Genomic DNA, 13,044 nt, shown 5'->3' on the forward strand with positions numbered 1-13,044 from the left:
GACGCCCTTTGAAGTTCGATAGGCAAAGAGACTTCGGCTCTTTCCGATTGTTGCACCTAATATTGTGAGGTTCAACAAAGAAAGGTCACTGAAGTTTCTTGCATCACCCCTCAAACTATAGAAATGCTGAAAAGAGACAAAAATCCCTCGGTTCTATAGTGTAAATGGTAAGGAGGAATAACCAATGTGAATTACTGAGTCTAGAAATTTGATTTCGTAGACTCAGTTTGAAGCTTGGTAGGACTGAGATTTTAGCTCAGTCCGATATCCTTACCATCAACACTATGAAGAAACCGAGGGTTTTATTTTGTCTCTTTTCTAAAATATCTCATGCCTTACTTCTTTAATGAGCGGATGACGCAAGAAGGCGTAGGAAAGATAGATGGCCATCAGGCACCAAATAATCGGCTCCGCAAAAATCACCCCAAGATACCCCGCCTGCGGAATCACAAACACCACGAAAAGTACCTTCCCTGCCAGCTCGATAAAACTCGACACAAGCGGCGTCACCTTTTGCCCGAGCCCTTGCAAACTATTTCGTAAAATCAGAAGGAGCGCTAACGGCACATAGAAGAGCGATCCGATGCGGTTATACAGCGCGGCATTATCCAGTAGAAGCGGGTCGCTCGATCCAGAGACGAGTTCGTTTAGGAATGGACTTGCAAAGAATAAAATGATGCAGACCAAAATCGCCCATCCAAAGGCTAGCAGACTGCCTTGACGAATCCCTTTGGCAATGCGGTGCACTTTGTTGGCCCCGAAGTTTTGCGAAGTGAAGGTCGTCATTGCCGCTGCAATCGCCGCAAATGGCAAGGTCGAGAACGCGAAAATCCGTCTGGCAGAAGTTTGCGCACTGATGATGACTGGTCCAAGCGCGTTGATAGAGGACTGGAGCATCACAGATCCTAGAGAGACGATGGATGACATGAGTCCCATGGCTAATCCTTGGCTGATGAGGTCTAAATACAGTTCATCGTCGCGGACAAAATCACTTTTGGCCGGAATGAGGAAGCTGGCGCGTTTTTTGATATAGATAAAGCAGAGAACGGCCGATATGCCCTGAGCAATAATCGTCGCAATGGCCGCAGCTTCAACGCCCATGTTGAACGTTGTAATGAGTAAAATATCGAGGAAGATATTCGCCACCGCTGAGAAAATCAAGAAGTAAAGGGCGGCCTGACTATCTCCAACGGCGCGGAGCAACCCTGCGCATAAATTATACGCAAAGGTCACCGCGATCCCGAGCACGATGATCGAGATATACGCATAGGACTGGTCGATAATACTAGCGGGTGTTCCAAGAAACTCGAGCAGTGGATACATTCCAAACGTTCCTCCAAGAGCTACGAGGAGACTGAGAACGGCCCCGATGACGATGGTGGCCGAGACGGCGCGTTTCAAGAGACGATGGTTATTGGCGCCGTAGTAGCGTGCGATGATGACGCCCATTCCATTGCCGACGCCGAGTGCGAATCCGACAATCAGTTCAAAGATGGCTGCGGTCGCCCCGACAGCCGCCAGCGCATCCTGCCCAAGGAACCTCCCTACAATCATAATATCGGCAGTGTTATAGAGTTGCTGGAATATATTTGAAATAACAATTGGAATTGCAAACGTAATAATGGACCGCAAAATCGGTCCGTCTGTTAAGTTAATAGCGGTCTTTTTCATAAGGGAAATTATACGCGCACGCTTGGGGAAATTCAAGAACGTTCCTTGTAAAAATTTTCTTTTTCGGGGACTTCATTTTTTGAAAAGTGAGAAGGAATTTCGCTTGAAAGAGAACATATGTTCGTGTTATAACTAAGGTAGTTCAAACAGATTCGGCACTAAAAGAGAAAAAATTCAACAACAAGCTCCTTAGAAACGTTGCTATAGAGCTATTTCTAGGGGGAGAGTGCAAAATTAATCGTTTCACAGCAGAAGCATCGCAAGAAGGGAGGCGTGTTCGATGAGTCTGATTGACTACAGTTTGGAACCAAGAAGCGACATTGCGTTTATCGATATGAAGTCGTTCTATGCCAGCGTCGAATGTATCGCCAGGGGACTTCATCCGCTCAAGGCGTCGCTATGTGTGATGAGTCGCGCGGATAATTGCAAAGGGCTCATTCTGGCGTCTTCTCCCGTCTTCAAGAAAGTTTTCGGGCGAAAAAATGTCGGCCGGACTTACGATTTGCCGTTTGATATTCATACGCGTCGCTTTTCTTATTATACGGCTGAGCGTCAAGGGCTTCCCACGGATGCGGCCTTTGTGCGTTTTATCGAGGCGTGGGCGAGAGCGACCGTCATTGTCCCGCCAAGGATGTCCGAGTATATCCGGATCAATATGCAGATTCAGCGTATTTTGCAAAACTTTGCCACGACGAGTGAGATTTATCCGTATTCCATTGATGAAGGCTTTGTCGACTTGACGACTTCTTTGAATTATTTCTTCCCGGATAAGGCACTGTCCAGAAAGGAAAAATTAGACCTCTTGTCCGCGCAAATTCAGCGGGCGATTTGGAAGGAAACGGGTCTCTATTCGACGGTAGGGATGTCTAATGCGAATCCGCTCCTTGCTAAACTCGCGCTGGATAATGAGGCTAAGAACGCGAAAAATATGCGCGCCAACTGGTCGTACGAGGACGTGGAAACGAAGGTCTGGGGCATTGAGAAGATGACGGATTTCTGGGGGATTGGCAGTCGCATGGAAAAGCGGCTGAACCAGCTGAAGATTTACACGATTAAGGAATTGGCGCATGCGGATGCCGATCTATTGAAGAAGCATCTGGGGATTATGGGCGTGGAGCTGTGGTTTCACGCGAATGGCATCGATGAGAGCAATGTCCATCATCCCTACAAGGTGAAATCACACGGTATCGGGAACTCGCAAATTTTGCCGAAAGATTACCGTCGTAAGGGCGATATCGAGTTGATTTTAAGAGAAATGGTCGAGCAAGTAGCCGTTCGACTTCGCAGGGTCCGCAAGAAGACGACTTGTGTATCCATTCATGTGGGGTACTCCAGAACGGAGGAGAAAAAATCGATTCAGGCGCAACGAAAAATCGACCCCACGAATCAAACGAAGCCTCTGACGGAAGTGGTACTAGACTTGTTTCGCCAGAAATATACGAGTGGTGCGGTGCGTCGAGTAGGGATTTCCTATCAAGGGCTCGTAGATGAGGCGATTACGGTGTTTTCATTGTTCGACGATTACGAGCAGGTCGAAAAGGAAGAAAAATTGCAAAAGGCTGTCGATACGATTCGCGACGAATTCGGCTTCACCTCGCTCTTGAAGGCGAACTCTCTATTGGAATCGTCCCGCGTGAAGGCGCGCAGTCAGCTCGTCGGAGGGCATTCGGCAGGAGGGTTAGATGGATTGACATGAATATGCGTATGTATTTGCCGTATAAATCAACCAGAGAATACCAAGACCGTGGCATGGCGAAGTGGCAAGGGTTCTTCTTGTCCGAGCATACGAGTGAAATCGCCAAGGAGAAGAGGATGGAGCATTACACAAGTCGCCTCACGAAAGAGGAAAAATGGACGCTGCTGACTCAACTCTATGTCCACCGGCAACTGGCGTGTTTTCGCGTGAAGAAGAAGGAAGGGCACGAAATGGTGGTCGGTGTCCCCGTGGAATTGAGCGACGAAGCCGTCTACGTGGAGTCGCAGGCAGAAGCAAGGTGGCTATCTATCAGCGACCTCCAGGAGCTCTATTTAGTGGAGACGGAAGAGGATGAGTCGAACTTCAAGGAGTAAAATCTTTGTTAAATCGCACCAAAGCAGCGGTCTTACCCTTTACCCTCTTTCTTTTTCCTTGTACAATGAAGCTGTAGAGAGGACGTGGAACTATGTGGAAAGACGCCATTGAGATGCGAGAGGCTATAAGGAATCAGGAAGTCTCTCCGGTTGAATTAGTACAAGAAAGTTTAGAAAAAATCCAGGCATTCAATCCCGAGTTGAATGCGGTTGTTCACATCCAAGCAGAGCGGGCGCTAGAAGAAGCGAAGACGCGCTCGTTTGAGGGCTTGCCGTTTGGAGGAGTGCCACTTCTATTGAAAGACCTCGGGCAAAATCAAGCGGGGGAACCGTCCAGTTGTGGTAGTAAACTGTTAAAGGACATCCCAATGAAACGCACCGACAACTTTGTGAAGCGTCTGGAAGAGGCCGGGTTTATTATCGTGGGGCGGACGAATACTCCCGAGTTTGGGTTTAAAAATATGACGGAAGCTAAGCTCTGGGGGCCTGTGAATAATCCCTATGATCTGAAACGCAATGCCGGTGGGTCTAGCGGAGGAGCAGCAGCAGCCGTTGCAAGTGGCATGGTGCAGATTGCAGCAGCCAGTGATGGCGGCGGTTCGATTCGTATTCCCGCAAGTTTTTCAGGATTATTAGGCTTGAAGCCGAGTCGTGGTCGAATTCCTGTCGGTCCTGGTAGCTATCGTGGCTGGCAAGGCGCTTCGGTGAATTTTGCGATGACAAAAAGTGTGCGCGATACGCGTGAATTGTTGCGCGCTTTGCAAGTCGAGCAGAAGGATAGTCCGTTTTTGGCGCCACTGATTCGCGAGTGGGAAGTCCGTTTAGAGCGTCCGCTTCGAGTGGGCGTCATTGAAAAATCCCCGATTGAGAGCGTGGTCGCTCCAGAAGCTAAAGCCGCGCTTCGTAAGGCGGTTCATTTCCTTGAAGAAATCGGCTGTGAAGTGGAACCCATCGGATGGCCTGTCGACGGTGTGGAAGTGATGAAGAATTACTACTTAATGAATAGTGTGGAGACCGCAGCGATGATGCAAGGCTTGGAAGCCAGTCTTGGACGAGCGCTCACCAAGGACGATATGGAACTGATGACATGGGGCATTTATCAATCCGGCCAGCAAATTCTTGCCAAAGATTACAGTGTGGCTCTTGCCAAATGGGATACTTATGCACATGCGATGGAGAAGGTGCATGAGGAGTTTGACCTGATTGTAACGCCGACCGTAAGTGATGTGGCGCCTCTTCAAACGCAATTTCCGATGGAGGAATCGGTCCGTCAGGCGCTCAACCAGATTGAAGAACTCAGCGTCCCTGAGCAACAAAGTGTGATTTGGCGGATGTTTGATCGCACCTTGGCGTTGACGCCATTTACGCAATTATCGAATATTACAGGTGCACCTGCCATTAGCTTGCCGGTATATTTGAGTGATAAAGGTTTACCAATCGGCGTGCAATTCATGGCAGCTCGTGGGCAAGAGGCATTGCTCCTGCAAGTGGCAGAGTGGTTTGAAAAACAAGGGCAATTTGAAATGAGACAGTTCAGCTAGGAGTGAACAAGATGACAAAATCAGTAGCAATCGTAGGAGCTGGGATTGTAGGGGCAACTGCGGCATACCAACTCAGTAAAAAAGGAATCGCCGTGACCGTTTTTGATGCGGGCGTCGGCCAAGCCACCAAGGCCGCAGCGGGGATTATTTGTCCGTGGTTATCGCAACGCCGCAATAAAGACTGGTACCAACTCGTGTCGCATGGGGCTGCGTATTATCCCATTTTAATGGAACAGTTACGTGCGGATGGAGTTGCGGACTTGCCGTATGAACAGGTCGGGGCGTATATTTTCAAACATACTGAAAAACAACTGAAAAAGGTCGAAGAAATGGCAGTCGAACGCCGAGTGGATGCGCCGATGATTGGGGAAGTAGAGGCGCTGTCGAGAGAAGACGTCGCAAAGGTGATCCCAGGATGGGCAAATCCAGATGGAGCTTTGTATTGTAGCGGTGGCGGTCGTGTGGACGGAGAAAAGCTCGTAGCGCTCCTTCTAGAACAAGCAGCCAAAAACGGAGCGACAGTGAAGCATCAAAAAGTTACTTTATCCAAAGAAGGCGAAGAGATTCGAGTGGTAGACGGTGAAGAGGACCTTTCTTTTGATGCGGTGATTCTCTCCAGTGGCGCTTGGGTCAAGGAATTATTAGAAGACCTCGACTACTATGTGGATGTTCGTCCGCAAAAAGGGCAATTGATTGAATTGGAACTGGAAACGAGTGAAGATACGTCGAAATGGCCGGTGTGTATGCTTCATGGGGAGATTGATATCCTACCGTTTCCAGATGGCAAGATTTTAGTCGGGGCAACGCATGAGAATACGCAAGGGTTCGATTTAACCCCAGATGAAGCGTTGTTAGACGGAATGTATGCAGAAGCCTGTGCGAGTTTGCCAGCGTTGAGAGACGCGAAACGAAGCGGGGTCCGTGTAGGAACTCGCGCGTATACTTCTGATTTTCTACCGTTTTTTGGGAAAGTTCCGGAAACTTCTAATGCTTTTGTGGCGAGTGGACTGGGTTCTTCCGGTTTGACGAGTGGCGTTTGGATTGGCGAATTATTAGCGCGGTTATCCGCAAAAGAGACTGTTGATTTTGCCGTTGAAAATTATCCTCCAAAAAATTATATAAGAAAAACATAGAAACATAACATAATTTTATTTGTTTTTTGAATCAAAATTTAGTATTCTATTAAAAGTAATTATGTAACTTTTTATAAAAGGAGGAAAAACGAATGTTAAAAGAGTTTAAAGAGTTTTTAATGCGTGGGAATATCGTTGAATTAGCTGTAGCCGTTATTATCGGTGGTGCTTTTAAAGCAATCGTTGATTCATTAGTAAAAGACATTATCTCACCAATCATCGCAATGGTGGCTAACACTGGCGATATCGCAGCAGTTTCATTTAAATTAGGTTCTGCTCAAATCGGTATTGGAGCGTTCATCGCTGCAATCATCAACTTTGTAATCGTTGGAGCGGTATTATTCTTAATCGTTAAAGGGATGAATAAAGCTGCTGAATTAGCAAAAGGTAACAAACCTGCTGAAGAAGCTGCACCAGCTGCACCAACTGCGGAAGATTATTTAAAAGAAATCCGCGACTTATTAGCAAACAAATAATCATTCTGAAAAGCCGAGAAGCCTCTCGGCTTTTTGTGTGCAAAAATTTTGTGTGTGCTTAGTTTACATTGAATAGATTGATGAATTATAGGGGATAAAGCGTTGCTTTATTTCTTTGGATTTTAGGGGTTTTGTGCTTGGGTGGATAAACGAGTTCAGAATCAGTTTGATGATTGAAAGAGTTATAGTGGGGCACCGGTTCGAGCCTAGGTCTCTCACCTTTAAAGCCTCAAAGACGGAGTAAGGAATGAATTCCTAACTCCGCCTTATTCGTTTTAATGCGTAGTCCCACTATTCTTTCAATCAACTGATTCTTTTCGTTATCCACCAAATCGGTTTAACGCAGAATCCAAAGAAATAAATTCGTTTAGAACTTATCAATCTATTCAATGTAAATTTACAAAAAACGAGAGGTTTCGGTTTTCAATGATTAAAATTTGCTTCGTCGACCACCGGACTATCCGAGTTTTTTATAAGGATTTTACTAAGTATCGTGAGCTGAGATTTGAAGTTCCGTCATTATTCCTTTCTTCGATTAGAAGATCTGATAAAAAATCTTTTGTTTGTTCCCAATCGAAATTTTCTTTAAATCCGTTGCTACCATCCGAAAATAGATTTAAACAAAATGTAGCGAAGATTGTCTCGCAAGTTCTTCTTGGAAATTTTGCTAAATAGGAATCGAAAAATGAATTTGAGTATCTATAATGATGAGTATGAATGAAGTCTTTCCACGTATTTAGCATAGATTCTTCATCTATAATATCAATTACTGAAACCTCTTCAAGCGGTCTTTTGTCAATGTTTCCCCAGGCTTTTTTCATTAGCTTAATCGCTTCTGCATCAGTTTTAGGAGCGCTATATCCAAAGATTGTGAGCATATATGATTGATCAATATAGTAATGTAATGCTTCCCAACAAAAATTAATGTATTTATCAGAAGAGTAATTTTTATGTTTTACTGGGTATAATAATTTAGTAGGCGCTAATCTTTTAAAACATTTTGGACAGGTACAGTCTAATGTTCCAAATTCAATATGTTCATTACAATATCCAACTGCAACGTTTCCATGCAAACAAAGAATTAATGGTAAATTACGAGTAATCTGTGAGCAACGAACGTAGGCTTGAATTAATAAAGGATCCCAATTAAATGTGGCTATACAATCCTTTTTAGTTAAACTTAGTATTAAAAAATCGTAAAGGTTTATTTCGTCAGGTAATTCTAAAGATGAAAAATAACTGTACAGTCTATCTTCGAGTTCTTTAACAATTTTTGTGCAGTCTTCTCTTTCATATAGTTCTGAATAAATATCCTCTAAGTTATCACTTTTGGTTTGCAACTCAATGTTGGCAAGAAGCTCTTCTAAATTTAATTTTTTTATTAATCCATTCATTACAGAAGATTTTTTGCCGTTTTTATCACCTTTTGGAATTGCGGCAATAGTGGCTCCCGCTCCTAAAATAACAGTATGTGCTCTCATAGTATCCCTCCTAAATTCTAATTATAGCACTAACTTTTTAAAGAAAAATATATTCTAAAGAAAAAGTGAAACTTAACGAATCTATTTTCAGATTTTAAATTGCTTTATAAATCATTCTTACTCTAAATTAGGTATAATAGTAGAAAGATGTAAATAAAGGGGTCTTTCAAATGTGGATTGTATTTGCGTTGTTATCGGCTGTGTTTGCGGCGTTGACGTCGATCTTTGCCAAAATAGGGATTGATGGAGTGAATTCGAATTTGGCAACGGCAGTGCGGACGGTTGTGGTCGTTGTGATGTCGTGGTTGATGGTGTTTATCACGAACAATCAGTCAGGACTGGCACAAATTAGTAAGAAAAGTTGGGTGTTTCTCATTTTATCCGGGATTGCGACAGGGGCGTCATGGTTGTGCTATTACCGAGCGCTCCAACTAGGAAAGGCTACTGAAGTAGCTGCGGTGGATAAACTGAGCATTGTCTTCACCTTGATTTTAGCGTTTATTTTTTTACAGGATATGTTTACGGTGAAATCACTCATCGGTTGTGCGCTCATTGCAACAGGGACTATTTTAATGGTGTGGTAAATTAAATAGTTTTTTAACTAAAAGCGAAATATTGAACAAAGCATTAAGGATTTTTAAAACAAATGATGTAAGGGTTTACTTTTCGTGAAATAAATATTTTTTTTAGTTAAAAGGAGGATTCTATGCGAAAAAAATTTTTAGTATCATCAGAAAATCAATTGAATTACTCACAAACTGATTTGACAGACGTCCAGTTAGTACATAAATTAACTGACATTTTGTCAAATTCTAGTATTTTAAAAAGCGGAGTAATCGGATGGAAGGAAGAAACTAATTCTGATAGAAAAGTTTATCTTCTTGATGAAATAACCAATTTAAATGAAGTTTACAATGAAATATTAAGTGAAATGATAGATACTGATGTGTTCTACTCTTTTGTCTTAGAAGAAATAACACTTGAAAATTTACAGAAAATTAGAAAAATTGATGCTGAAAAATTTATTAACAACAAACATATAATTGAATTATATGTTTTGCAGAAGGAAGAAGATTCTAATAGGATTTATGTAGCATATCCAAAAAAAGAGGGCAGGGTGCAAAAAATTGGCAGATGGTTCCAGAAACGTAAATGGGAGCTGCTAGCAGGATTTGTTATAACAGGAGTTATTGTAACTGCCTTTTTGTTGGAATCAGGTAGTGAAACATCCACTGATTTAATATCTGAGGATGATGGAGGGGACGACTTAGAAGGATTAGTTGAATTATCAGATATTGATTTAGAGAATCATCATAATTATCCAGAGTTCAGAAAATCACCAATTGTTCATTTGGTTAAAGTGGCAGCAACTGGTTTGCAGTATGTTAGAGGTGGAACTCCAGAAGAAAAGTTAGCCTTTATAGAAGAAAACGAGCTAGATTTATAAAAAAACTAATAATAAAAGGAGAATATATATGGGTAAAAGATACGAATGTTGCGAATGTGGAAGACTAGTTTCTGAATCAAAAATTGACTGGAGTATTTCAGAACCAGAAAATGATGCTTATTATTGTGAGAAGTGTGGTGAATGGTTAGAGGAAGTTGGTCGTGATGCTATGGATCCGTATGAAGATGGTTATGATGAGTACGGCAATTGGGATGAAGAACGTTTAGGTTTTTAATAAATTAAAATAAGGTTTATCTGATTTTAGATAAACCTTATTTTTTGGTATAACGTCGTTTAAAAAATCATTAAACAAGCGCCAGTCCAATCGTGAGAATTACTGCAATGGTGATGCGGATAACGTGATGTGATTTTTGGAAGTTGCCATTTTGTTTTCCGTTTATATAGGCTCCCACGCAGCAAAGCGTTGCCCCAACAATCCATGTAACGAATGAAAGTCCGCGGACCATTGCTAGTAATGGGATTGCAGGAAGTGCGATAAGGCCTCCTACAAAAATGAGGATGTTTCCTGTTGTTTTGTCTCCTTTTAGAAGAGCGACGCTACCTGCGAGTAGATGTAAGAAAGCAAATGTAACGATAAAGAAACTAAGAATAGAAAATAAGATGAATACAAAGTCCATATGAAGTCCTCCTTGTTAGGCGATAATCATTAAAATTGTGAGTACGAGTGCAATGATGGCACGAGCTTTGTTTGGGTCTTCGATTTTATCAGGGAACGGATTTCCATTCACAATACGAACCAGAAAGTCCATCATCGCATTTTCTGTTTTATAGGGCTTTTCGTGCTGGTTATTCCAGTAAGACGCGTAAAGAATCAGCGCCCATGCTACAAACCATATGATATATCCAGTAACTGATTTTTGATAGATGAGACGGATTGAATGGAGAGCGTTGACACCTCCAAAGAAAAGTAAGAAGTTTGCGAGTGAATATTTTTTGGCCCAAATAGCATAGATTCCAACGCTTAAAAATGGTAATAAATAAAATGAGGCGATGGAATTAATCAGAAGTGTCAATGGTTGAGGCATACAATTCTCCTTTAAGCTTGATAGTAATCAGTATAAATCGCTCCTTGTGTTTTGTCAAAATCCGGCGGGTGCGGTACACTAAGGAGGACATGAACGAAAGGAGGACAAAGATGAAACTCATACTATCGCCTGCAAAGGAAATGAATAGTGACGTATTAGAGGAGCGCGACTGGGAAGTGAGTCCGGCTGCTAGAAAAGTAGTGGAGGCTGTGAGCGCAGTGCTTGAAGAAGACCTTGCCCGCGTTCTTGGAGTCAAAGGGAAGTTGCTTGAAGAAAATAAAGCCTTTATCGAAGGTTGGAAGGTGGCTAGGTCTGCTCCTGCCATTGAACTCTATAACGGACTGGCGTTTCGCTGGTTGAAGCAAGTCGAGGGATGGAATAAGGGATTAGGCTATGGAAGTGAGCATGTACGTATTTTGTCTGCCTTGTATGGGGCTGTGGCGCCAACTACTTATATAAAACCGTACCGTTTGGATATGTTGCGACCATCGCGCGTAGACGGAATGAGCTTGAAGGCATACTGGAAAGCGGAGTGGGCCGAGTTGTTTGAAGAAGGGGAAACGGTGGTCAACTGTGCCAGTGACGAGTTCAGCACGTTACTCGAGCGCTCGCGTTACAACTGGGTGGACGTGGAATTTTACGAACGCAAAGATGGCAAGTTGAAACAACACTCCACAACGTCGAAAAAAGGGCGTGGGTTGCTAGTAGGTTTTGCCATGCGCGAACAAGTGATGGATGTGAAGCAGTTGGAGGATTTTAGTGAAGATGGGTTTACGTTTGATGCGGAGTTGTCGAAGCCAGAAAAGTTGGTGTTTGTGAGATGAAAATAGAGGAGTAGGACAGCCGTCTTACTCCTCTTTTGCTTGTTATTTTACGATGCCCTCTAATACATCTCAATCCTCTATTATCAGCGGAAAAATATCTTCCCCCCTGAACATTTTATCTTCCATTTCTTTCCACTCAATGACTAGTTTATACAATTCATCAGTTGAAATAAAACATGGTTCACCTAATATTTCTTCCTCAAATTGGAAGTAAACTTCTGTTATTTCTTTTCCAATTTCAATCCCTAACATATTACCATCAAAAGCATATTCTTCCATATTCCCAGAAATTACACTCTCCAAAGCTTCTCGAACATCCAGATAAAAATTATCAACCTCAGTGATAAAAAACTCGCCTAAAGTTTGATATTTTTCATCCAAAAATTTTATTGATAATCTAATATCACCGTCAGGATATTTAAATATTCCATATTGTCTTTTTAACATTTGTTACGTCCCTTTCTAATTACTGCTAGGAAAAGCTGAAATAATCTTTTTCTCAGAGTCTAAATACATCGTAATTTTCATTCCATTCTTACTTATACCTTCATATTTGTTTTTTGAATTAGTGTCAAATGCCCTTGTTTCATATGCCTCATTAATAGAATCCACAACCTCCTGAGGGCTCATATGGTCAGGGAAGAAGGTTGATTTCCCTCCGTTAGCTTTCTTAAGAGTTTCATTTACTGCAACTTTCGCTTCATAAACTCCAGCATCGTTTAAGGCAGGACTTTTCGTCCCTTCTATGATACTACCAGAAGTCCCCTCTACCATATCATAGTGATAACCTCCTGCTCGACCTTTCCTATTTATGTCACCTTCAAAAATGTGAATTAAAGACTTCTCAGTAAAGTTCTCTGTGTGTTGGAGTTTAGCTAAGTCATCCATATTGTACATTTTGAATTTGGAAGTATTCTGATTCCAACTGTCAAGTATAGATTTTTCCTTCGCTACATACTGTTTAAACCCTGAACTTTCTCTTGCCGCCTTATTTAATTTTATATTCTCCAATACTTGATTTTTTATTTCAAGTGCTGATTCAACTTTTGGCACAGTATTTCCGTTCAAACTAAAGTTCTTAACGGCTTTAGAAGCAGCATACCCACCTACAAAGTTTCCTAATAAGTTCATCAACTGTGCGGTTTCTTCGCTTCCACCAAGAAGCTTTGTTCCATGATAGGCTGCTTGCCCAGTTGCTATACTTCCGACTGTCCCCCAGAAGAACTGAGAGATTCCTTGGGCAATACTTTGCGTCTGGGCAATCGGTATGAACACCCCTGTTGTTAAGGTGAAGACTTGGCCAATTTCGTTATAAGATTTAACTTCTTCTGCATTTTTATCATACCATATTCATG

At 42.4% G+C, this 13,044-nt stretch carries 15 protein-coding genes; 9 read left to right on the top strand and 6 right to left on the bottom strand.

All coding sequences use genetic code 11. The annotated features are described in order from the left end of the window. Positions 1-318: 318 nt before the first annotated feature. Entirely contained in the window at positions 319-1,671 is a 1,353-nt protein-coding gene (locus HMPREF3106_RS04920) for an MATE family efflux transporter (RefSeq protein WP_070444871.1), read from the bottom strand. A gap of 280 nt (positions 1,672-1,951) precedes the next feature. On the opposite strand from HMPREF3106_RS04920, the gene HMPREF3106_RS04925 reads away from it, so the two are divergent. From HMPREF3106_RS04925 to mscL, 5 genes are all read left to right on the top strand, one after another. Beyond that, positions 1,952-3,367 carry a Y-family DNA polymerase gene (locus tag HMPREF3106_RS04925; RefSeq protein WP_070444733.1) on the top strand — a complete coding sequence of 472 codons (1,416 nt, stop codon included), beginning with the start codon at positions 1,952-1,954 and terminating at the stop codon, positions 3,365-3,367. Beyond that, complete coding sequence (locus HMPREF3106_RS04930; protein ID WP_070444735.1) at positions 3,364-3,741, top strand: hypothetical protein; 378 nt, start codon at positions 3,364-3,366, stop codon at positions 3,739-3,741. Before HMPREF3106_RS04925 ends, HMPREF3106_RS04930 begins: the two co-directional genes overlap by 4 nt. A gap of 92 nt (positions 3,742-3,833) precedes the next feature. Then, the gene (locus HMPREF3106_RS04935) at positions 3,834-5,282 is read left to right on the top strand and encodes an amidase (RefSeq protein WP_049554896.1); all 1,449 of its coding nucleotides are present in this window, start codon (positions 3,834-3,836) and stop codon (positions 5,280-5,282) included. Positions 5,283-5,293: 11 nt separating this feature from the next. Beyond that, positions 5,294-6,415, top strand: coding sequence for an NAD(P)/FAD-dependent oxidoreductase (locus HMPREF3106_RS04940; protein WP_049554895.1), 1,122 nt, complete (start codon positions 5,294-5,296; stop codon positions 6,413-6,415). Positions 6,416-6,507: 92 nt separating this feature from the next. After that, on the top strand, positions 6,508-6,891 hold the full coding sequence (gene mscL, locus HMPREF3106_RS04945; protein ID WP_049554894.1) for a large conductance mechanosensitive channel protein MscL: 384 nt from the start codon (positions 6,508-6,510) through the stop codon (positions 6,889-6,891). A gap of 470 nt (positions 6,892-7,361) precedes the next feature. On the opposite strand, the gene HMPREF3106_RS04950 is transcribed toward mscL, so the two are convergent. Beyond that, positions 7,362-8,372, bottom strand: coding sequence for a hypothetical protein (locus HMPREF3106_RS04950; protein WP_049554893.1), 1,011 nt, complete (start codon positions 8,370-8,372; stop codon positions 7,362-7,364). A 170-nt stretch (positions 8,373-8,542) separates the two neighbouring features. Between HMPREF3106_RS04950 and HMPREF3106_RS04955 the strand changes: the two genes are divergently transcribed. The 3 genes from HMPREF3106_RS04955 (at position 8,543) to HMPREF3106_RS04965 (ending at position 10,054) form a co-directional block, all read left to right on the top strand. Then, positions 8,543-8,956 (top strand): EamA family transporter, encoded by a 414-nt coding sequence (locus HMPREF3106_RS04955; RefSeq protein ID WP_049554892.1) that lies wholly within the window; start codon positions 8,543-8,545, stop codon positions 8,954-8,956. Positions 8,957-9,078: 122 nt separating this feature from the next. Next, positions 9,079-9,819: a hypothetical protein gene (locus HMPREF3106_RS04960; RefSeq protein ID WP_049554891.1), complete on the top strand. Its 741-nt coding sequence runs from the start codon at positions 9,079-9,081 to the stop codon at positions 9,817-9,819. 28 nt (positions 9,820-9,847) lie between these two features. Then, positions 9,848-10,054, top strand: coding sequence for a hypothetical protein (locus HMPREF3106_RS04965; RefSeq protein ID WP_049554890.1), 207 nt, complete (start codon positions 9,848-9,850; stop codon positions 10,052-10,054). Positions 10,055-10,124: 70 nt separating this feature from the next. Here HMPREF3106_RS04965 and HMPREF3106_RS04970 read toward each other — a convergent pair whose 3' ends face one another. Both HMPREF3106_RS04970 and HMPREF3106_RS04975 read right to left on the bottom strand, forming a co-directional pair. After that, a complete protein-coding gene (locus HMPREF3106_RS04970) occupies positions 10,125-10,457 on the bottom strand; it encodes a hypothetical protein (RefSeq protein ID WP_049554889.1) in 333 nt (110 codons plus the stop codon). A gap of 15 nt (positions 10,458-10,472) precedes the next feature. Next, positions 10,473-10,865, bottom strand: a complete 393-nt coding sequence (locus HMPREF3106_RS04975; RefSeq protein WP_070444737.1) for a hypothetical protein — start codon at positions 10,863-10,865, stop codon at positions 10,473-10,475. Between the two features lie 110 nt (positions 10,866-10,975). Here HMPREF3106_RS04975 and HMPREF3106_RS04980 point away from each other — a divergent pair, with 110 nt between their 5' ends. After that, a complete protein-coding gene (locus HMPREF3106_RS04980; protein ID WP_070444739.1) occupies positions 10,976-11,689 on the top strand; it encodes a YaaA family protein in 714 nt (237 codons plus the stop codon). A gap of 69 nt (positions 11,690-11,758) precedes the next feature. On the opposite strand, the gene HMPREF3106_RS04985 is transcribed toward HMPREF3106_RS04980, so the two are convergent. Both HMPREF3106_RS04985 and HMPREF3106_RS04990 read right to left on the bottom strand, forming a co-directional pair. Continuing rightward, on the bottom strand, positions 11,759-12,136 hold the full coding sequence (locus tag HMPREF3106_RS04985; RefSeq protein WP_070444740.1) for a hypothetical protein: 378 nt from the start codon (positions 12,134-12,136) through the stop codon (positions 11,759-11,761). A gap of 15 nt (positions 12,137-12,151) precedes the next feature. Next, positions 12,152-12,964 (bottom strand): EndoU domain-containing protein, encoded by an 813-nt coding sequence (locus tag HMPREF3106_RS04990; RefSeq protein WP_070444742.1) that lies wholly within the window; start codon positions 12,962-12,964, stop codon positions 12,152-12,154. Positions 12,965-13,044: the final 80 nt, after the last annotated feature.

The sequence above is a fragment of the Granulicatella sp. HMSC31F03 genome, from assembly GCF_001807725.1.
GTDB lineage: Bacteria > Bacillota > Bacilli > Lactobacillales > Aerococcaceae > Granulicatella > Granulicatella adiacens.

Bases quoted from the DNA above. Each gene is read 5' to 3' on its own strand.
- HMPREF3106_RS04920 (WP_070444871.1), bottom strand. From the start codon at position 1,671: ATGAAAAAGACCGCTATTAACTTAACAGACGGACCGATTTTGCGGTCC.
- HMPREF3106_RS04925 (WP_070444733.1), top strand. From the start codon at position 1,952: ATGAGTCTGATTGACTACAGTTTGGAACCAAGAAGCGACATTGCGTTT.
- HMPREF3106_RS04930 (WP_070444735.1), top strand. From the start codon at position 3,364: ATGAATATGCGTATGTATTTGCCGTATAAATCAACCAGAGAATACCAA.
- HMPREF3106_RS04935 (WP_049554896.1), top strand. From the start codon at position 3,834: ATGTGGAAAGACGCCATTGAGATGCGAGAGGCTATAAGGAATCAGGAA.
- HMPREF3106_RS04940 (WP_049554895.1), top strand. From the start codon at position 5,294: ATGACAAAATCAGTAGCAATCGTAGGAGCTGGGATTGTAGGGGCAACT.
- mscL (WP_049554894.1), top strand. From the start codon at position 6,508: ATGTTAAAAGAGTTTAAAGAGTTTTTAATGCGTGGGAATATCGTTGAA.
- HMPREF3106_RS04950 (WP_049554893.1), bottom strand. From the start codon at position 8,372: ATGAGAGCACATACTGTTATTTTAGGAGCGGGAGCCACTATTGCCGCA.
- HMPREF3106_RS04955 (WP_049554892.1), top strand. From the start codon at position 8,543: ATGTGGATTGTATTTGCGTTGTTATCGGCTGTGTTTGCGGCGTTGACG.
- HMPREF3106_RS04960 (WP_049554891.1), top strand. From the start codon at position 9,079: ATGCGAAAAAAATTTTTAGTATCATCAGAAAATCAATTGAATTACTCA.
- HMPREF3106_RS04965 (WP_049554890.1), top strand. From the start codon at position 9,848: ATGGGTAAAAGATACGAATGTTGCGAATGTGGAAGACTAGTTTCTGAA.
- HMPREF3106_RS04970 (WP_049554889.1), bottom strand. From the start codon at position 10,457: ATGGACTTTGTATTCATCTTATTTTCTATTCTTAGTTTCTTTATCGTT.
- HMPREF3106_RS04975 (WP_070444737.1), bottom strand. From the start codon at position 10,865: ATGCCTCAACCATTGACACTTCTGATTAATTCCATCGCCTCATTTTAT.
- HMPREF3106_RS04980 (WP_070444739.1), top strand. From the start codon at position 10,976: ATGAAACTCATACTATCGCCTGCAAAGGAAATGAATAGTGACGTATTA.
- HMPREF3106_RS04985 (WP_070444740.1), bottom strand. From the start codon at position 12,136: ATGTTAAAAAGACAATATGGAATATTTAAATATCCTGACGGTGATATT.